Source organism: Kitasatospora sp. NPDC036755 (assembly GCF_040636595.1).
In the GTDB taxonomy this organism is placed as follows: domain Bacteria; phylum Actinomycetota; class Actinomycetes; order Streptomycetales; family Streptomycetaceae; genus Kitasatospora.
In genome coordinates, this window is record NZ_JBEZUT010000033.1 from 1 (window position 1) to 19,720 (window position 19,720).

The following is a 19,720-nucleotide window of genomic DNA, read 5'->3' on the forward strand; positions in this document are numbered from 1 at the left end:
GGGGGGGGGGGGGGGGGGGGGGGGGGGGGGGGGCCCCCCCCCGCCGGGGGGGGGGGGGGGGGGGGGGGGGGGGGGGGGGGGGGGGCGGGGGGCCCCCCCCCCCGCCCCGGCCCATCGGCGGGCACGTGCGACGGCATCTGTTCGGTATCAATTCGCCCAGGGCGTAGGGCAGACCTGGCGAAGAGGACGGAATCACGGGCCCGGCAGAGTACCGTCGGATAGCGAGACCGAGCGCCGTCGGCGTTGACGGTCCACAGCACCAGGCCCCGGAACCCTGCGGGGCCCCTGGCGAAGGGGAAGCACCTCGTGGCACGCATCGGAGACGGTGGCGACCTGCTCAAGTGCTCGTTCTGCGGCAAGTCGCAGAAGCAGGTGAAGAAGCTGATCGCCGGCCCAGGCGTGTACATCTGCGACGAGTGCATCGACCTGTGCAACGAGATCATCGAGGAGGAACTCGCCGAGACCTCCGAGGTGCGCTTCGAGGAACTCCCGAAGCCGCGCGAGATCTACGAGTTCCTGGACCAGTACGTCGTCGGCCAGGACCTCGCGAAGAAGGCGCTGTCGGTCGCCGTCTACAACCACTACAAGCGCGTCCAGGCGGGCGAGGCGGGCCGCAGCGGCGGCAACGGCCGCGAGGACGCCATCGAGCTGGCCAAGTCCAACATCCTGCTGCTGGGCCCCACCGGCTCCGGCAAGACGCTGCTCGCGCAGACCCTGGCCCGGATGCTGAACGTGCCGTTCGCGATCGCGGACGCCACCGCGCTGACCGAGGCCGGCTACGTCGGCGAGGACGTCGAGAACATCCTGCTCAAGCTGATCCAGGCGGCCGACTACGACGTCAAGAAGGCCGAGACCGGGATCATCTACATCGACGAGATCGACAAGGTCGCGCGCAAGAGCGAGAACCCGTCGATCACCCGGGACGTCTCCGGCGAGGGCGTGCAGCAGGCCCTGCTGAAGATCCTGGAGGGCACCACCGCCTCGGTGCCGCCGCAGGGCGGGCGCAAGCACCCGCACCAGGAGTTCATCCAGATCGACACCACCAACGTGCTGTTCATCGTCGGCGGCGCGTTCGCCGGCCTGGAGCGGATCATCGAGGGCCGCGCGGGTGCCAAGGGCATCGGCTTCGGCGCCAACATCCGCTCCAAGCGGGAGTCGGACGCCAGCGACCACTTCCGCCAGGTGATGCCCGAGGACCTGGTGAAGTTCGGCATGATCCCCGAGTTCATCGGCCGTCTGCCGGTGATCACCAGCGTGCACAACCTGGACCGCGAGGCGCTGCTCCAGATCCTCACCGAGCCGCGCAACGCGCTGGTCAAGCAGTACCGCAAGCTGTTCGAACTGGACGGCGTGGAGCTGGAGTTCTCCCGGGACGCGCTGGAGGCGATCGCCGACCAGGCGATCCTGCGGGGCACCGGCGCGCGCGGGCTGCGGGCCATCATGGAGGAGGTGCTGATGTCCGTGATGTACGAGGTCCCCTCGCGCCAGGACGTCGCCCGCGTGGTGGTCACCGGGGACGTCGTCTCCAAGCACGCCATCCCCACCCTGGTGCCGCGCGACATGATCAAGCGCGAGCGCCGGGACAAGAGCGCCTGACCCGAGGCCTTCGCACGGAAGGGGCCCCGTACCGGATCCGGTACGGGGCCCCTTCCGCGCGCCGTGCTACTTGGCGACGACCATGCCGTCGCGGATCGCCCGGGTCTTGTCGGCGGCCTGCGACAGGGTGGTCTCCTGGCCGCCGGCGACGCCGCTGCTGTTCAGGGTCACCTTGCTGAAGGTGACCCGCCCGGTGGTGGAGCGGTCCGCCCACACGCAGACCGTCGGGCCGGGCTTGCCCGTGAAGCCGATCACGCCGCAGGAGAGCTTCGCCGAGGAGTTCCGGGCGTCGCGGGCCGGGAACTCCGTCAGCGGGGTGGTCCAGACGGTCTCGCCGCTGCTCTTCTTGGCGTCGTCGACGATCTGCGCGGGGTCGTTGAGCTGCCCGTAGACCCCGAGCACGGTGAAGGTGTCGGTGTCGGCGCCCCGGCTGTAGCTGGCCGCGATCACGTGGAGGTCCTTGCCGAACCGGCCGGCCTCCGAGTTGGTCGGCTCGACGGCCTTCTCCTCGGTGGACTTCTGGGAGTAGCCGTCCGCGAGGGTCTGCGGCGCGGTCATCCTGTACCGGCCGCCCTTGTCGCCGCCGTCGCCGAGGAACTTCCAGGCGGCGAAGCCTCCGCCGCCCAGCACCAGCGCGCCGATCACCAGCCCGACGACCAGCCCGCCCCTGCGCCTGGGCGGCTGCGGGGGCGGCGGGTAGCCCGGCCGGCCGTACGGCGCCTGGGGCGGTACGCCGTAGGGCTGCGGGGGAGCGCCGTAGGGCTGGGCGGGCGCGCCGTACGGCTGCTGCGGCTGGCCGTACGGGGGCTGGCCGTACTGGGGCGGGGGAGCGCCGTAGGGCTGGGGTGCCCCGTAGGGCTGCTGCGGTGGCGGGCCGTACGGCGGCTGCCCCCCGTACGGCTGCGGCTGTCCCTGCGGGTACTGCTGTCCCTGGCCGTACATCAGCGTCCGTGCTCCCCCGCCGCACCCGCGGCCTGTCGTGGTGTCCCGTCGTTCCCCGCCCGTCCGGGCCTGCGGACGGGTGCCCGGGCACGCTACCGCACGGTGCCGGACGGGGGCCCGCCCGGGCACGGCCGCTCCGCGCCGTCACGCGGTTCGTGGCCCTCCCCCCGGTTACGTAAACTGTGCGTCGTGACCGACACGACGAACCAGCGCCCCGTGAGCACCTTTGCCGGGGACGAAGCAGCAACCCTCCCGACGACCTACACCCCCGCGGACGTAGAGGGCGAGCTGTACGAGCGCTGGGTGGAGCGTGGGTACTTCACCGCGGACGCGAAGAGCGACAAGCCCGCGTACACGATCGTCATCCCCCCGCCGAACGTCACCGGTGTCCTGCACCTGGGCCACGCCTTCCAGCACACGCTGATGGACGCGCTGACCCGCCGCAAGCGCATGCAGGGCTTCGAGGCGCTCTGGCTGCCCGGCATGGACCACGCCGGCATCGCCACCCAGAACAAGGTCGAGCAGCAGCTCGCCGAGGACGGCCTGTCTCGCCACGACCTGGGCCGCGAGGCCTTCGTCGAGAAGGTCTGGGAGTGGAAGAAGAGCTACGGCGGCCGCATCCTCGGCCAGATGCGCCGCCTCGGCGACGGCGTGGACTGGTCGCGCGAGCGCTTCACCATGGACGAGGGCCTGTCCCAGGCCGTCCAGACCATCTTCAAGCGGCTCTTCGACGACGGCCTGATCTACCGCGCCGAGCGCATCATCAACTGGTGCCCGCGCTGCCTCACCGCGCTGTCGGACATCGAGGTGGAGCACGAGGAGGTGCCGGGCGAGCTGGTCTCGATCCGCTACGGCGAGGGCGACGACTCGATCATCGTCGCCACCACCCGGGCCGAGACGATGCTGGGCGACACCGCGGTGGCCGTCCACCCCGAGGACGAGCGCTACAAGCACCTCGTCGGCCGGACCATCAAGCTGCCGCTGACCGACCGTGAGATCCCGGTCGTCGCCGACGAGCACGTCGACCCGGAGTTCGGCACCGGCGCCGTCAAGGTGACGCCGGCGCACGACCCGAACGACTTCGCCATCGGCCAGCGCCACGACCTGCCCAACCTGTCGGTCATGGACGAGCGCGGTGCGATCACCGTGCACGGCCCGTTCCTCGGCATGGACCGGCTGGAGGCCCGCTCGGCCGTCGTCGGCGCGCTGCGCGAGCAGGGACGGATCGTCGCCGAGAAGCGTCCGTACATGCACGCGGTGGGCCACTGCTCGCGCTGCCACACCGTGGTCGAGCCGCGGCTGTCGCTGCAGTGGTGGGTCAAGGTCGAGCCGCTGGCCAAGGCCGCCGGCGACGCCGTCCGCGACGGCAAGGTGGAGATCCACCCGAAGGAGCTGGAGCGCCGCTACTTCGACTGGGTCGACAACATGTACGACTGGTGCATCTCGCGCCAGCTCTGGTGGGGCCACCGGATCCCGGTCTGGTACGGCCCCGAGGGCGAGGTCGTCTGCGTCGGTCCGGACGAGCAGCCGCCGACCGGCGAGGGCTGGGTGCAGGACCCGGACGTCCTGGACACCTGGTTCTCCTCGGGCCTGTGGCCGTTCTCCACGCTCGGCTGGCCGGAGCGGACCGCCGACCTGGAGAAGTTCTACCCGACCGACGTCCTGGTGACGGGCCACGACATCATCTTCTTCTGGGTCGCCCGGATGATGATGTTCGGCCTGTACGCGATGGACGGCGAGGCGCCGTTCAAGACCGTCGCCCTGACGGGCCTGGTGCGCGACGAGTTCGGCAAGAAGATGTCGAAGTCCTCCGGCACCGCGGTCGACCCGCTGGACTGGATGGACGCCTACGGTGCCGACGCCGTCCGCTTCACCCTGGCCCGCGGCGCCAACCCGGGCGCCGACGTGCCGATCGGCGAGGACTGGGTCAAGGGCTCGCGCAACTTCTGCAACAAGGTCTGGAACGCCACCCGCTTCGCGCTGATGAACGGCGCTACCGTCGAGGGCCCGCTGCCCGCGCCGGAGGAGCTGACCGCGGTGGACCGCTGGATCCTGTCGCGGCTGAACGCCACCGTCGCCGAGGTGGACGGGCTGTACGAGGACTTCCAGTTCGCCAAGGCCACGGACGCGCTGTACCACTTCGCCTGGGACGAGGTCTTCGACTGGTACGTCGAGCTCTCCAAGACCACCCTGGCCAAGGGCGGCCCGCAGGCGGACGCCTCGCGCCGCGTGCTCGGCGAGGTCCTGGACGTCACGCTGCGGCTGCTGCACCCGGTCGTCCCGTTCGTCACCGAGGCGCTGTGGACCACGCTCACCGGCGCCGAGTCGCTGGTCGTGTCCGAGTGGCCGAAGGACAGCGGCTACCGTGACGCGGCCGCCGAGTCGGAGATCGCCACGCTCCAGCAGGTGGTCACCGAGGTCCGCCGCTTCCGTTCGGACCAGGGCCTGCAGCCCGCGCAGCGCGTCCCGGCCCAGCTGGAGCTGGCCGGCACCGTGCTGGCCGTCCACGAGGACGCGATCCGCTCGCTGCTGCGGCTGACCGCCCCGGAGGAGGGCTTCGCGGCCACCGCCTCCCTGCCGGTCGCCGGTGCCACCGTCTCGCTGGACCTCTCCGGCACCATCGACGTCGCGGCCGAGCGCAAGCGCCTGGCCAAGGACCTCGCGGCGGCCGAGAAGGAGAAGGCCCAGACCACCGCCAAGCTCGGCAACGAGGCGTTCCTCGCCAAGGCGCCGGACGAGGTGGTCGCCAAGATCCGCGGCCGTCAGGAGGCCGCCGAGGCCGACATCGCCCGGATCACCGTCCAGCTCGCGGCGCTGCCGCAGGGCTGAGCCCGGCCGGTCCCCGAGGGGCCGCACACCGCGACACGCGGGGTGCGGCCCCTCGGGCGTTTTCGCGGTGCTCCGGTTCGGCGATGGTGCCGGGTCCGGGTTTTTCCTACGCCTAATAGCCCAGCAACATTGCTCCCTTCCGGCGAATTATCATCCTGCGACCGGGTGAGGTCCTATTCCGAGCGAATTGATTCCGGTCTTGCCCGCGCGGGTTCGCGGAAGTTTGCAGGTCCGCTGTGTACCGTGTGCACGGAGTTTCCGAATGGGTGTTTCTGCTGAGCGTTCCTGCTGAGCGACGGACGGGAGGGCATGGCGTGGTGGTGACCGAGGAATTGGCCGACGAACTGCCTGCCGAGGCGGTCGAGGAGGCCAAGGCCAGGGCGGCGACCCTGCTGCTCGCGTTCCGGCACGGCAACCAGGTCGCTTTCGACCACGAGCTGGACCTGCTGCTCGCCGAGCACGCCGAGCGCGAGGTGACCACCCTGCTCGCCTGGATCGCCGCCGAGGCCGTCCGCAAGGCGTACGCCCCCGAGGTCGGCGACCGGGTGCTGCGGGCGATGGCCCGGCGCGCCCCGGACGACACCGGCGCGGTCGAGGTCGACGAGGAGACCGCGAACGCGGCCCGGCTGATCGAGGCGGTGGCGGCCGGCGAGGTGGCAGAGGTCCGCGGACTGGTGGCGGCGACGCCCGACACCACCTTCCTGCTCGGTGGCCTGCTGCAGGGCGTCGCGATGATGCTCCCGCTGCTGCCCGACGGCGAACTGTCCGAGATCACCGCCGAGTTGCGCCGTCGGCACGGCGGAGCCGCGCACGTGCCGGAGGCCCGGGCCGGGGTCTGAACCCGGGCCTCCGGCGGGCCGGTCGCGCCGGTTACGGCATGGCGCGCAGGTGCGAACCGATGGTGCCGGCGACCGGACCACCCGCCTTGGCGTCCCAGTTGGTCGACCAGGTCATCGCGCCGCCGATGCCCGGCCAGGTGGTGTCCGGCTTGTAACTGCCGCAGTTGGTGCCGGAGGCCAGGCAGTCCAGCGCGGCGTTGACGGTGGCGGCGGCGAGGTACCCGCCGCCCGCGGCGCTGGTGGAGGCCGGCACCCCGAGGCCCACCTGGTCGGGCCGCAGCCCGCCCTTGAGCTGGATGCAGGCCAGCGCGGTGAGGAAGTTCTCGGTGCCCTGGGAGTAGACGTTCCCGTCGCAGCCGTTCATCGCACCGGAGTTGTAGTACTGCATGTTGACGATGGTGAGGATGTCCTTCACGTTCAGCGCCAGCTTGAAGTACTCCATGCCGGTCGACTGCATGTCGATCGTCTGCGGCGCCATGGTGAGGATGAATCCGCTCCCCGCCTTCGCCGCCAGGGCGTGCAGCGCCTGGCCCATGTAGGTGGAACTGATGCCGTTCTCCAGGTCGATGTCGATCCCGTCGAAGCCGTAGCTCTGCATCAGGGCCCAGGCGGTGCTGGTGAACGTCGCGGCGGAGGCGGAATCGCCCACCCAGACCGTGCCGTTCTGCCCGCCGATGGAGAGCACCACCCGCTTCCCGGCCGCCCGCTTGGCCGCGATGTCGGCCTTGAACTGGGCGTCGGTGTAGCCGCCGAGACGGGAGGAGAGGGCGGGGTCGAGGGTGAAGCTCAGTCCGCCGCGGGTGGCGGTGGCGTCCGCGAAGGAGACCGCGATGATGTCGTAGGCGGCCGGGACGTCGCTGATCCGCTGGACGGTGGCGCCGTTGTCGAAGTTCTGCCAGTAGCCGGTGAGGATGTGCTTGGGCAGGTCCGGCGGCTTGCCGGTGGAGGTGGCGGTGGGAGTGGGGCTGCCGGTGGCCGTGGCCGTGGCCGTGGGGCTCGGCGAGGCGGTGGCGGTAGCCGTCGGGCTGGGGGAGGGCTGCGGTCCGCCGGGGCCGAGCAGCGAGACGTCGTCGGCGGCGAAGGCGGGCTGGCCGTACCAGCCGTGCAGGTAGACGGTGACGCTGGTGGTGTTCGGGCCGGTGGTGAAGCTCGTGCTCAGCTGGGCCCAGCCGGTGCCGCCGGGGGTCCAGGTGCTCGGATCGGTGCCGCCGGTGCCGCGGGCGCCCAGGTAGACGTACGAGCCCTGGACCCAGGAGCTCAGGGTGTACGCGGAGGAGGGCTTCACCTGGACGGTCTGGCTGCACTCGCCGGTGTCGCTCCCGATCGGGGTGGACTGCAGGGCGTACGTGCCGGAGTGGGCGGTGGTGGTCTGGACGGTGCCGCTCGAACAGGTCCAGCCGGACAGGTTCCCGGTCTCGAAGCCGCCGTTGACGATCAGGTCGGTGTCGGCCGCGTGGGCGCCGGTGCCGCCGGCGAGCACGAGTCCGCTCAGGCCGACGGCGACGGCGCTCGCGCCGGCGAGCAGCGAATGGACGGCGCGGGTGCGCCGGTGTCGGGCAGGTGGCATGACTCCATCTCCAGTGGGGGAGGCCCGGCGGCGCCTCGTGGGGGAGGAACGCCGTCCGGGGTGTCGATGGTGCGCTTGCGGGAGCTACCGACAACTCAAGTCCCGGTCGGGAACGGAGACTTGCCTCACAAGGTGGAGTAGACCAATTCTGCTGTCAAGAGGCCCTCGGGGCGCCTAGGCGGCCAGCGGCACGCCTTCGGCCGCCTCGGAGCCGGCGATCGCCGCGGTGAGCGCGGCGATCCGCGCCGAGGCCAGGCCGTCGCCGTAGGGGCTCGGGGTGGCCGCGAGCCGGGCGAGCCGCTCGGGGGTGTCGGAGAGCCAGGCGCGGGCCAGGGTGCCCAGCTCCTCGCCGGGCCGCACCAGCGCGGCGAAGCCGGACGCCATCGCCTCCGGGCGCTCGGTGGAGCGGCGTACCACCAGCAGCGGGCGGCCGAGCACGGTGCACTCCTCCTGCACGCCGCCGGAGTCGGAGACCAGCAGCGCGGCGTGGCTCGCCAGGCCCAGGAAGTCGCCGTAGCCGACCGGGCCGGTGACGGCCAGCCGCTCCAGCAGGCCGTCCAGGCCGAAGCGCTCGACGGCGGCCCGGGTGCGCGGGTGCATCGGGAACAGTACGGGGGTGCCGGCCCGGGCGATCCGGTCCAGTTCGGCGAGCACCGCGCCGAGCGCCTCGGCGGTGTCGGTGTTCTCCGGGCGGTGCACGGTGGCCAGCACGTAGCCGTCCGGGCGCAGGCCGTGCGCGGCGAGCAGCGCGGCGCGGGCGGCCCCGTCCGGCAGCTGACGGCGGACCACCTCGACGACGGTGTTGCCGGTGAGCTCGATCCGCTCCTCGGCCAGCGACTCGGCGCGCAGGTTGGCGACGTTCTCGCCGGTGGCGGCGCAGAGCAGGTCGGAGACGTGGTCGACCATCACCCGGTTGTGCTCCTCGGGCATCGCCCGGTCGAAGCTGCGCAGCCCGGCCTCGACGTGGACCAGCGGGATCTCCCGGGCGTTGGCGGCCAGCGCCCCGGCCAGGGTGGCGTTGGTGTCGCCCTGGACGACCACGGCGACGGGCCGGTCCTCGGCGAAGGCGGCGTCCAGCTGGCCCAGCGACTGGGCGATCTGGCCGGCCCGGGGGCGGCCGCCGACACCGGTGAGCAGCTCGGGCTCGGGCAGGTCGAGGTCGCGCAGGAAGCGGCCGGACATCGCCTCGTCCCAGTGCTGGCCGGTGTGCACCAGCCGGGTGGCGTCGCCGAGTTCGTGGATCAGCGGGGCGAGCTTGACGAGCTCGGGGCGGGTGCCGAGGACGACGGCGACGCTGGACGGGGGCAGGCACGTGCTCATGCGGGACTCCGGTCGGGAGGTGGGGCGGAGAGGAGGTGTGGGGGGCTCAGGACTCGAGCGCGGTGGGGGCGCCGAGGGCGACCTTCTCGGCGTTGCGGCGGGTCTTGGCCCAGCCGTTGCGGCCGAGCAGCATCCGGACGGTGGCCCGGGTGGCGACCACGAACAGGTGGTAGGCGTAGAGCCAGACCAGGAGGCCCCAGAGCAGGCCGGTGAGCCGGCCGCGGTCGGGGTGGACGGTCCTGCGGTAGGCGAAGCCCCAGTACACCATCGGCAGCGTGGCGAGCACGAGGACGAGGAGCATCCACGGACCGAACCTGAGCTGGAACTCGGCGGTCTCCTCCGGGAAGAGCACCAGACCGGCGCCGGTGATCCCGAGCGAGACGGGGAAGAGCAGCACCAGCAGCACGCAGACCACCGGCTGGAGGAAGGTGTACACCACCTCGGCCTTGCCGAAGGGGGTGTAGTGCGGCGAGCGCAGCACCCGGCCGGTGTAGCGCAGGCACTGCATGTTGCCCTGGGCCCAGCGGGTGCGCTGGGTGAGGAAGCGGCGCAGCGAGATCAGTCCCTCCTGGGAGACCTGGACCTCGGTGACGTGGGTGAGCCGCCAGCCGGCCAGGCGCAGGTCGAGGCCGGACTCGTAGTCCTCCAGCAGGGCGCGCTCGGGCCAGGGGCGGCCGGCCCGGCCCTCCTCGGCGGTCAGCGAGTCGAGGGCGGTGAGCCGGACGAACTGGCCGTTGCCGCCGAGGCCGACGCTGCCGGTGCGGCGGCGCAGCAGCTGCATGCCGGTGTTGGTGGCCTGGAACTCGACGTCCTGCATCCGCACCAGGGCGCGGGCCAGGGCGTTGGCTGCCCGGCCGCGGCCGGGCAGCGGGAGCTCGTCGTCGGCGTTGCGCATCCGGACGCCGATCTGGACGGCGCCGGTGTCGGGGCGGCCGAGCGCCTTGGCGTTGCAGACCTGGGCGAGGGTGCCGGGGTCGAGCTGCCCGTCGGCGTCGACCACGCCGATCACCACCCGGGCGCGGTCGGTGCCCTCGGGCAGCCAGGCGGAGATCTCCCGGTAGGCGGCGTTGAGGGCGGCGCCCTTGCCGATCCGGGCGTGCGGGCGGCGGCGCTGGACCAGGTGGATCCGCGGGTCGTGGGCCGCGGCGGCGAGCACGAGTTCGCGGGTGGCGTCCTCGCTGTCGTCGTCGATCACCCAGAGGTGGGCCTCGGGCGCGCCGGCGCGCAGCCCGTCCAGGGTCTGGGTGACCACGGCCTCCTCGTCGCGGCAGGGGATCACCAGGTGCCACTGGAAGGAGGCGGGGTCGCCGGGCTCGGCGGGGCGGCTGTGCCGGAAGGCGTGCCGGGAGCCGGCCCAGTACACGAGGAAGCGTCCGAAGACGAGGGCCATGTAGCCGACGAGTGCCAGGGAGATCAGTCCGGCGACGAGGACGACGGCGTCCTGGCGGAGCACGATCCATTCGTGCAGGGCGTCGGGCATGGCGCAGTGCTCCTCGTGATCAAAGGTTGATGACTCCTATCGGCTGCGAATCGATGCTTCATTGCGGTTCAGATCGCTAAATCAATAGTAAAGGGGCGAAACTAGATGATCATGGGAAAGAACGGGCAAAGTGGTCGTTCTCACCCTGTGAAGAGGACCCGCCGAAGCTCCGTAGACTGTGGTCGTGAGCGACAAGGCCGACCCGAACCCGTACACCATCCGCCCCGCCGACGGCGGCACCGGCGACGCCCTGCGCGACGTCGAGGTGGAGCTCTCCAACCGCTGGCCGGAGAACAAGCTGGAGCCCTCGCTCGACCGGATCGAGGCCCTGATGGACATCCTGGGCCAGCCCCAGCGGTCCTTCCCCTCCATCCACATCACCGGCACCAACGGCAAGACCTCCACCGCCCGGATGATCGAGCAGCTGCTCAACACCTTCGAGCTGCGCACCGGCCGCTACACCAGCCCGCACGTGGAGTCCGTGACCGAGCGGATCAGCCTGGACGGCGCCCCGATCACCCCCGAGCGCTTCGTCGAGGTCTACCGCGACATCGAGCCCTACGTGCGGATGGTCGACGCGGCGCAGCCGGTGCCGATGTCCTTCTTCGAGGTGCTGACCGGCATGGCCTACGCGGCCTTCGCCGACGCCCCGGTGGACGTCGCCGTGGTCGAGGTCGGCATGGGCGGCTCCTGGGACGCCACCAACGTCATCGACGCCGCCGTCTCGGTGATCACCCCGATCGGGCTGGACCACACCGACAAGCTCGGCGGGACCACCGGCGAGATCGCGGTCGAGAAGTCCGGGATCATCAAGTCCGGCGCCGTGGCGGTCGTCGCCCAGCAGCAGCTGGACGCCGCCCAGACCATCCTGCGCCGCGCCGTCGAGGTGGACGCCACGGTCGCCCGCGAGGGCATGGAGTTCGGCGTCATCCGCCGCGAACTCGCCGTCGGCGGCCAGCTGGTGACGCTGCGCGGACTCGGCGGCGAGGAGTACGAGGACGTCTTCATCCCGCTGCACGGCGAGTACCAGGCGCACAACGCGGCGCTCGCCCTGGCCGCGGTCGAGGCCTTCTTCGGCGTCGGCGGCGCGCGCGGCGGGCAGCTGGACGTGGAGAAGATCCGCCAGGCCTTCTCCGGCGTCTCCTCGCCGGGCCGCCTGGAGGTCGTCCGCCGCAGCCCCACGATCGTCCTGGACGCCGCGCACAACCCGCACGGCGCCCGCGCCACCGTGGCCGCGCTCACCGAGTCCTTCGGCTTCACCCGGCTCGTCGGCGTGATCGGCACCTCCGGGGACAAGGACGTGGCCGGCGTGCTGGAGGCCTTCGAGCCGATCCTGGCCGAGGTCGTCATCACCCGGAACTCCACCCACCGCGCGATGGACGTCGACGCGCTCGCCGCCCTGGCCGTCGAGGTCTTCGGCGCGGACCGCGTCCAGGTCGAGCCCCGGCTCGACGACGCCATCGCCGCCGCCGTCACCCTCGCCGAGGAGGAGGGCGACCTCGGCGGCGCCGGGGTGCTGGTCACCGGTTCGGTCATCACGGTGGGCGAGGCCCGCCTGCTGCTCGGGAGGAAGTGACATGAGGACGCTCTGCTCCTCGACGCTGATCGGCGAGGCGTTGCTGATCATGTTCGCGGCGCTGGTCGCGATGCGGCTCTCCGACGTCTCCAACGCGGAGATCTGGACGGTCAGCGGCATCGCGATGGCCCTGTGCATCCTGCTCTGCGGCATGATCAACCGCCCCGGCGCGGTGCAGATCGGCTGGGCGCTGCAGATCGGTCTGATCGCCGCCGGCTTCGTCCTGCCGACCATGTTCGGCCTCGGCGTGGTCTTCGCCGGCCTGTGGTGGTGCTCGGTGCACTACGGCCGCAAGGTGGACGACTTCAAGGCCGCCAGGGCCGCCGCCGAGGCCGCCGCAGTACAGGTCTGAGGCCCGGACCGGCCGACCGACACGCCGTGTACGCAAGGTAATCTCTGCCCTGTCGGCACCGCTTGTCGACCCGACTGTCTGCCGAACCGAATCCCCAGGAGACGCACCGTGTCCCAGCGCACTCTCGTCCTGCTCAAGCCCGACGCCGTCCGCCGCGGCCTGGCCGGCGAGATCATCAGCCGCATCGAGCGCAAGGCCGGCTGGCGGTTCGCCGCCATCGAGCTGCGCACCTTCGACCGGGCGACGCTGGAGCAGCACTACGCGGAGCACGTGGGCCGCCCGTTCTACGAGCCGCTGCTGGAGTTCATGACCTCCGGCCCGTCGATCGCGCTGATCGTCGAGGGCGAGGAGGTCGTCAAGGGCATCCGCATGCTGGCCGGCGCCACCAACCCGCTGGAGGCCGGGGCCGGCACCATCCGCGGCGACTACGCGACGATCACCCGCGAGAACCTGATCCACGCCTCCGACTCGCCGGAGTCGGCCGAGCGCGAGATCAAGATCTTCTTCCCCGCGCACGCCTGATCCGGCGAGCAGGACCCGGGCGACACGCCCGGGGGGACGTTCGTACCGCCCCGGTCGGGACCATTGGCCCGGCCGGGGCATTCTTATCGTGAAATAGGGAACTGGCGGCGCCGACACGGCGTCCCAATCCTCGGAGATGCGATCACGCCCCGGACAATGGACGGTATGCCCCACGTCGACGTCCGTACCGTGCGGCGTGACTACGATGGACGCGACTCAAGGGCCCGGTAAGGCAGCTCAGCTGGTCTCCGCCCGAGCGTGGGCGCACGCATTCGTCCACCCCCCCATGAACTCCGAGCCCGGGAAGGCACCCACACCCCATGGCGAGCAACCTGTCGTTCATCGGCCGCGACTTGGCGATCGACCTCGGAACAGCCAATACGCTGGTGTACGTCAGGGGCAAGGGCATCGTTCTGAACGAGCCGTCCGTCGTCGCGGTGAACACCAACACCGGCGGAATCCTGGCCGTCGGCGCCGAGGCCAAGAAGATGATCGGCCGCACCCCGGGCAACATCGTCGCCATCCGCCCGCTCAAGGACGGCGTGATCGCCGACTTCGAGATCACCGAGCGGATGCTGCGCTACTTCATCCTCAAGATCCACCGCCGCCGCTACCTGGCCCGCCCCCGCGTCGTGGTCTGCGTGCCCTCCGGCATCACCGGCGTCGAGCGCCGCGCCGTCATCGAGGCCTCCTCCCAGGCCGGCGCCCGCCAGGTGCACATCATCGAGGAACCGATGGCCGCCGCGATCGGCGCCGGCCTGCCCGTCCACGAGGCCACCGGCAACATGGTCGTCGACATCGGCGGCGGCACCACCGAGGTCGCCGTGATCTCCCTCGGCGGCATCGTCACCGCCCAGTCCATCCGGGTGGCCGGCGACGAGCTGGACAACGCGATCGTCCAGCACATCAAGAAGGAGTACTCGCTGCTCCTCGGCGAGCGCAGCGCCGAACAGATCAAGATGAGCATCGGCAGCGCCTTCGGCCTGGAGGGCGAGAAGGACGAGCACGCCGAGATCCGTGGCCGCGACCTCGTCAGCGGCCTGCCCAAGACCGTGGTCATCTCCGCCGCCGAGGTCCGCGAGGCCATCGACGAGCCGGTCAACGCGATCATCGACGCGGTCAAGACCACCCTCGACCAGTGCCCGCCCGAGCTGGCCGGCGACGTCATGGACCGGGGCATCGTGCTCACCGGCGGCGGCGCCCTGCTGCGCGGCCTGGACGAGCGGCTGCGCCGCGAGACCGGCATGCCGATCCACATCGCGGAGAACCCGCTGGACTCCGTCGCACTCGGCTCGGGCAAGTGCGTCGAGGAGTTCGAGGCACTCCAGCAGGTACTCGACGCCTCACCGCGTCGTTGACAGATCGCCGCACCACCGGTACCACGCGCCACATCCGACACTCGACTGAACGGGCCGCCGCCCGGGCCCCACAGCCCCGGGCGGCGGCCGGGTACGAAGGGGCAGTACCAGCACCGTGAGGGACACACGAGAGAGCCGGCTGCTGCTGATCCTGCTGGTGGCCGTCGCCTTCGCGCTGATCACCGTGGACATCAAGGGCGGTGAGGACTCCCCGCTCGGCCCGGCCCGGCACGCCGCCGCCAGTGTCCTCGGACCGGTCGAACGCGGAGCCGCCACCGTCGTCGACCCGGTCGCCGACACCGTCCGCGCCTTCCGCGACGCGGCCACCGACAGCGGCCGCACCGACCAGCTCGCCCGCGAGAACACCGAGCTGCGGCAGAAGCTCGCCTCCTCCGACATGGCGACCGGCCGCACCAAGCAGCTGGACGAACTGCTGCGCACCGCCGGATCCGGCGGCTACACCGTCAAGGCCGCCCAGGTCATCGCGATCGGCCCGGCCCAGGGCTTCTCCTGGACCATCACCATCGACGCCGGCAGCGACGACGGCCTCACCCGCGACATGACGGTGATCAACGGTCAGGGCCTGGTCGGCCGGATCACCACCGTCGCCCCCACCACCGCCACCGTGCTGCTCGCCTCCGACCCAGGCTTCTCCGCCGGCACCCGGCTGGAGGGCAGCGACGAGATCGGCTTCGCCTCCGGCGGCGGCGACAGCCCGATGAAGGTCTCCCTGCTCAACGGCAAGGCCCAGGTCAAGGCCGGCGACCGGCTGGTCACCTTCGGCTCGCAGAGCGGCCGCCCGTTCGTGCCCGGCGTCCCGGTCGGCAAGGTCGTCGAGGTCCAGGCCAACGCCGGCCAGCTGACCAAGACCGTCCTGGTCGAGCCCTTCGTCCAGTTCACCCGGCTGGACCTGGTCGGCGTGGTGGTCGTGCCGCCGCGCACCGACCCGCGCGACGCCATCCTGCCGCCGGCGCCCGCCGCGGGCCAGCCCGCCACCGCGCCCGGTCCGGCCACCGCGCCCGGCCAGGTCCCGGCCGTCGCGCCCGCCGCCCCGCCCGCCAAGCCCACTGGGGGGAACTGAGCCATGCGCCTCGCCCGCATCCCCGTCTCCGCCGGCCTCGTCCTGTTCGGCCTGATCCTCCAGGTCAGCGTGTTCGGCCGGCTCCAGCTCCCGGGAGCCACCCCGGACATACTGCTGCTCGTCGTGGTCGGCCTGGCCATGGTCTACGGGCCCACCGGCGGCTGCCTGGTCGGCTTCGCCGGAGGCCTGCTCGCCGACCTCGCGCCGCCCTCCGACCACGCCATCGGCCGCTACGCGCTGGTGCTCTGCCTGATGGGCTACGCCGCCGGACTGCTGCGCCCCGACCACGGCCGCCAGCGCTCCGTGGCCGGCTCGCTCGTCGTCGTCGGCGCCGCCGCGATCGCCTCCACCCTGCTCTACGCGATGGTCGGCGCCCTGGTCGGCGACACCGCGGCCCGGCACGTCGGCCTCGGCGGACTGGTGATCAGCGCCCTGCTCTACGACCTGCTGCTGGCGCCCTTCGTGGTGCCGCTGGTGATGTACCTCGGCCGCCGATTCGGCCGCGACCCGGTGGCCGCCGCGGACGACGACGAGGGCGGCTCCGGCCTCGGCACGCTGTCCCGCTACCGCACCACCCGCGACGCCTCGTCCGGCCCGTCGTACAAGAAGCGGCGCGTGCCCGGCTTCGCCCGCCGCCCGTAACCGGCCCGGCCCCGACCACCCGACCTCCCCGCATCCTGGAGCGCACGAGACGTGAGCAACATCCCCGAGACCGGACGCACCCGACGGGTGACGATCCGTCTGGTGGTGCTGCAGATCCTGGTGCTGTCGCTGCTCGCCACCCTCGGCGGGCGGCTGTGGTACCTGCAGATCCGCAACGCCAAGGAGTACACCGCGAAGGCGACCGGCAACCACATCCGCGAGGTGGTCGAACCGGCCGTCCGCGGCGAGATCCTGGACGCCTCCGGGCGGGTGCTGGCCGGCAACGAGACCCGGCTGGTCGTCTCGGTCAGCCGCACCTCGCTGCTCCAGCAGAAGGACGGCGGCAAGGCCGTGCTGGCCCGGCTGGCCGAGGTACTGGGGATGCCCGCCAAGGACGTGCAGGAGAAGGTCCGGCTCTGCGACGCCAAGACCCCGCAGCCCTGCTGGAACGGTTCGCCGTACCAGCCGATCCCGGTCACCAAGGAAGCGACCACCCAGCAGGCGATGCAGATAATGGAGCGCCGCGAGGACTTCCCCGGGGTCACCGCGCAGCCCACCGCCGTGCGCCGCTACACCGGCGCCGAGGGCGCCAACATGGCCCAGGTGCTCGGCTACCTCTCGCCGGTCACCGACGAGGAGGTCAGCAAGACCGCCGGCAAGAGCGGCCTGGACCGCTACCTGCCGGCCGACCAGATCGGGCGGGCCGGCCTGGAGTCGGTGTACGACCGCGACCTGCGCGGCACCGCGGGCATCACCAAGCTGGAGGTGGACAACCTCGGCCGGGTGATCGGCAACGCCGGCACCGTCGCCCCGCAGACCGGCGACAACCTGGTCACCAGCATCGACGCCCGGGTGCAGAAGGTCGTCGAGGACAACCTGGCGCAGGCCATGAACGACGCCCGGAACACCTTCGACAAGGTCACCAACCGCAACTACGAGGCCGACTCCGGCGCCGCCGTGGTGATGGACGTGCACACCGGGCGGATCGTCGCGATGGCGAGCGCCCCCACCTACGACCCCAACCTCTGGGTGGGCGGCATCAGCGGCAAGGACTACCAGTCGCTGACCAGCAAGGAGTCCAACTTCCCGCTGCTCAACCGGGCCATACAGGGCCAGTCCGCCCCCGGTTCGACCTTCAAGGTCATCTCCACCACCGCCGCCGTGCAGGCCGGCTACTCGCTGGACGGCCGCTACGACTGCCCGAAGAGCATGACCATCGGCGGCCGCGAGTTCAAGAACTTCGAGAGCGAGAACTTCGGCCAGATCTCCCTGGAGAAGGCGCTGGAGGTCTCCTGCGACACCGTCTTCTACGGCCTGGCGTACGACCAGTGGCTGAAGGACGGCGGCATCAAGCCCAAGAAGGACCCGGGCGACTGGTTCTTCAAGACCGCCCACGAGTTCGGCCTCGGCGCCAAGACCGGCATCGACCTGCCCTCCGAGGTGCCCGGCCGGGTGCCCGACCGGCAGTGGAAGCAGTCCTTCTACGACAACAACAAGGACGCCTGGTGCGCGCAGGGGCAGAAGGGCGGCAACAGCTACTCCGACCAGATCGCCCGGGAGAACTGCGTCGACGGCTACCAGATGCGCGCCGGTGACGCCGTCAACTTCGCGATCGGCCAGGGCGACACCCTCGTCACCCCGGTCCAGATGGCCCGGATCTACTCGGCGCTGGCCAACGGCGGCACCTTCTACCGGCCGACCGTCGCCAAGGCCGTGATAAGCCCCGGCGGCGACCTCGTCCGCGAGATCCCCCCGCACGAGGACGCCAAGTTCCCCGGCGACCAGAAGCTGCTCAGCTACATCGACCAGGCCACCGAGAGCGTCATCAAGACCGGTACCGCCGCCTGGAAGTTCAACGGCTGGCCGCAGGACAAGATCACGCTGCACGCCAAGACCGGCACCGCCGAGGTCGAGGGCAAGCAGACCACCTCCTGGCTGACCACGTACAGCAAGGACTACGCGGTCGTCATGACGATCAGCCAGGGCGGCACCGGCTCCGGCGGTTCCGGTGACGCCATCCGCCGGATCTACCAGGCGCTGTACGGCGTCGACGACAAGGGCGCCATCGACAACGGCAAGGCGCTGCTGCCTGCGCCGCAGGCCGAGCTGCCGAAGTTCAACCCGGACGGCACCGCGATCATCAAGCCGGTCGCCTACGGCGTCGACCAGGCGCCGGGCGCCCAGGCCCAGGCCCAGGCTCCGGCGCAGGCCCAGGCCGCCGTGCCGGCCCCGGCGCTGCTCGACACGGCCGCGGCGCAGCCGGCCCCGGCCTCGGCCTTCCTCGACGAGACGCCGCCGGCCGACCGCCCGGCGTCGTACACCGCGGCCGACGCCGCGCTCGAACCCTCGCGCGGACCGGGAAGGGGACGGGCATGACCTCCTACGGCTCGTACCGGCAGCTGCGGCTGGCCCCGCAGCGCCGCGGGGTCTCCAAGGCCCTGGCCAAGGACTCCCCGCTCTGGCGGCTGGACTGGATACTGCTGGTGGCCGCGCTGGCCCTGTCGGCCGGCAGCTCGCTGCTGGTCTGGTCGGCCACCCGCGGACGCGACTCGCTGACCCACGGGGACCCGCAGTACTTCCTGTACCGGCACCTGACCAACTTCGTGGTCGGGCTGGTGCTGTGCTCCGTGGTGATAGCGATAGGGAGCCGGCGCTTCCGCACGATCGTGCCGTTCCTGTACGTCGGCGTGATCCTGATGCTGCTGGCCACGCTCAGCCCGCTGGGCTCGACCATCAACGGCGCGCACTCGTGGATCCAGCTCGGCGGCGGCTTCTCGATCCAGCCCGCCGAGTTCGCGAAGCTCTCGATCGTGCTGGCGATGGCGGTCGTGCTGTCCGACCAGGTGGACGCGGGGGAGCGGGAGTTCCCCTCGCACCGGGCGGTGTTCCGGGGGCTGATCTGGGCCGGGCTGCCGATGGGCATAGTGCTGCTGATGCCGGACGCCGGCTCGGTCATGGTGATGGCCGCGATCGTGCTGGGCATCCTGCTCGGCTCCGGCGCGGCCAACCGCTGGGTGCTCGGGCTGCTGGTCGCGGGCACCGCCGGGTGCGTGGCGATCTGGAAGTTCGGGCTGCTGAGCCAGTACCAGATCGACCGCTTCGCCGCCTTCGCCAACCCGCAGCTCGACCCGAACGGCGTCGGCTACAACACCGCGCAGGCCCGGATCGCGATCGGCTCGGGCGGGCTGACCGGCAAGGGGCTGTTCCACGGCACCCAGACCGTCGGACAGTTCGTGCCGGAGCAGCAGACCGACTTCGTGTTCACCGTGGCCGGTGAGGAACTGGGCTTCATCGGCGCGCTGGCGATCATCGCGCTGGTCGGGGTGGTCCTCTGGCGGGCCTGCCGGATCGCCCGGCAGGCGACCGACCTGTACGGCACGATCGTCGCGGCCGGGGTCATCGCCTGGCTGTCCTTCCAGGCCTTCGAGAACATAGGGATGTGCCTGGGCATCATGCCGGTCGCGGGCATCCCGCTGCCGTTCGTCTCGTACGGCGGCTCCTCGATGTTCGCGAACTGGATCGCCATCGGGCTGCTCCAGGCGGTGCGGAGCCAGCGGCCGATAGCGGCCTGAGCGCGCGGCGCGGTGCGGCGGGGCCGGTCCGGGATCTCCCGGGC

At 71.6% G+C, this 19,720-nt stretch carries 15 protein-coding genes; 11 read left to right on the plus strand and 4 right to left on the minus strand.

The window, feature by feature from the left end; translation table 11 throughout:
• Positions 1-306 precede the first annotated feature (306 nt).
• Positions 307-1,596 carry an ATP-dependent Clp protease ATP-binding subunit ClpX gene (gene clpX, locus AB0E96_RS07710; RefSeq protein ID WP_030058268.1) on the plus strand — a complete coding sequence of 430 codons (1,290 nt, stop codon included), beginning with the start codon at positions 307-309 and terminating at the stop codon, positions 1,594-1,596.
• Between the two features lie 66 nt (positions 1,597-1,662).
• Here the strand turns inward: clpX and AB0E96_RS07715 are convergent, their stop codons facing one another.
• On the minus strand, positions 1,663-2,538 hold the full coding sequence (locus tag AB0E96_RS07715) for a hypothetical protein (RefSeq protein WP_359819871.1): 876 nt from the start codon (positions 2,536-2,538) through the stop codon (positions 1,663-1,665).
• 189 nt (positions 2,539-2,727) lie between these two features.
• Between AB0E96_RS07715 and AB0E96_RS07720 the strand changes: the two genes are divergently transcribed.
• Positions 2,728-5,367, plus strand: coding sequence for a valine--tRNA ligase (locus AB0E96_RS07720; RefSeq protein WP_359819873.1), 2,640 nt, complete (start codon positions 2,728-2,730; stop codon positions 5,365-5,367).
• Positions 5,368-5,687: 320 nt separating this feature from the next.
• Positions 5,688-6,206 carry a hypothetical protein gene (locus AB0E96_RS07725; RefSeq protein ID WP_359819876.1) on the plus strand — a complete coding sequence of 173 codons (519 nt, stop codon included), beginning with the start codon at positions 5,688-5,690 and terminating at the stop codon, positions 6,204-6,206.
• 31 nt (positions 6,207-6,237) lie between these two features.
• On the opposite strand, the gene AB0E96_RS07730 is transcribed toward AB0E96_RS07725, so the two are convergent.
• The 3 genes from AB0E96_RS07730 to AB0E96_RS07740 form a co-directional block, all read right to left on the minus strand.
• Complete coding sequence (locus AB0E96_RS07730; protein WP_359819879.1) at positions 6,238-7,773, minus strand: glycosyl hydrolase family 18 protein; 1,536 nt, start codon at positions 7,771-7,773, stop codon at positions 6,238-6,240.
• A gap of 174 nt (positions 7,774-7,947) precedes the next feature.
• Positions 7,948-9,093, minus strand: coding sequence for a UDP-N-acetylglucosamine 2-epimerase (non-hydrolyzing) (gene wecB, locus AB0E96_RS07735; RefSeq protein ID WP_359819881.1), 1,146 nt, complete (start codon positions 9,091-9,093; stop codon positions 7,948-7,950).
• 46 nt (positions 9,094-9,139) lie between these two features.
• On the minus strand, positions 9,140-10,573 hold the full coding sequence (locus AB0E96_RS07740) for a glycosyltransferase (RefSeq protein WP_359819883.1): 1,434 nt from the start codon (positions 10,571-10,573) through the stop codon (positions 9,140-9,142).
• Between the two features lie 217 nt (positions 10,574-10,790).
• Between AB0E96_RS07740 and AB0E96_RS07745 the strand changes: the two genes are divergently transcribed.
• The 8 genes from AB0E96_RS07745 to rodA all read left to right on the plus strand — a co-directional run bounded on the left by AB0E96_RS07745 (position 10,791) and on the right by rodA (position 19,676).
• Positions 10,791-12,149, plus strand: a complete 1,359-nt coding sequence (locus tag AB0E96_RS07745; RefSeq protein WP_359819961.1) for a folylpolyglutamate synthase/dihydrofolate synthase family protein — start codon at positions 10,791-10,793, stop codon at positions 12,147-12,149.
• Position 12,150: 1 nt separating this feature from the next.
• Positions 12,151-12,501, plus strand: coding sequence for a DUF4233 domain-containing protein (locus AB0E96_RS07750; protein WP_359819886.1), 351 nt, complete (start codon positions 12,151-12,153; stop codon positions 12,499-12,501).
• Positions 12,502-12,609: 108 nt separating this feature from the next.
• Positions 12,610-13,023, plus strand: coding sequence for a nucleoside-diphosphate kinase (gene ndk / locus AB0E96_RS07755; protein ID WP_224277488.1), 414 nt, complete (start codon positions 12,610-12,612; stop codon positions 13,021-13,023).
• A gap of 332 nt (positions 13,024-13,355) precedes the next feature.
• Positions 13,356-14,381 carry a rod shape-determining protein gene (locus AB0E96_RS07760; protein ID WP_049648984.1) on the plus strand — a complete coding sequence of 342 codons (1,026 nt, stop codon included), beginning with the start codon at positions 13,356-13,358 and terminating at the stop codon, positions 14,379-14,381.
• 115 nt (positions 14,382-14,496) lie between these two features.
• Entirely contained in the window at positions 14,497-15,462 is a 966-nt protein-coding gene (mreC, locus tag AB0E96_RS07765; RefSeq protein WP_359819889.1) for a rod shape-determining protein MreC, read from the plus strand.
• Between the two features lie 3 nt (positions 15,463-15,465).
• A complete protein-coding gene (gene mreD, locus AB0E96_RS07770; protein ID WP_359819891.1) occupies positions 15,466-16,104 on the plus strand; it encodes a rod shape-determining protein MreD in 639 nt (212 codons plus the stop codon).
• 51 nt (positions 16,105-16,155) lie between these two features.
• Positions 16,156-18,480, plus strand: coding sequence for a penicillin-binding protein 2 (gene mrdA, locus AB0E96_RS07775; protein WP_359819894.1), 2,325 nt, complete (start codon positions 16,156-16,158; stop codon positions 18,478-18,480).
• Positions 18,477-19,676: a rod shape-determining protein RodA gene (gene rodA, locus AB0E96_RS07780; protein WP_359819897.1), complete on the plus strand. Its 1,200-nt coding sequence runs from the start codon at positions 18,477-18,479 to the stop codon at positions 19,674-19,676. The genes mrdA and rodA overlap by 4 nt, the downstream gene beginning before the upstream one ends.
• Positions 19,677-19,720 lie beyond the last annotated feature (44 nt).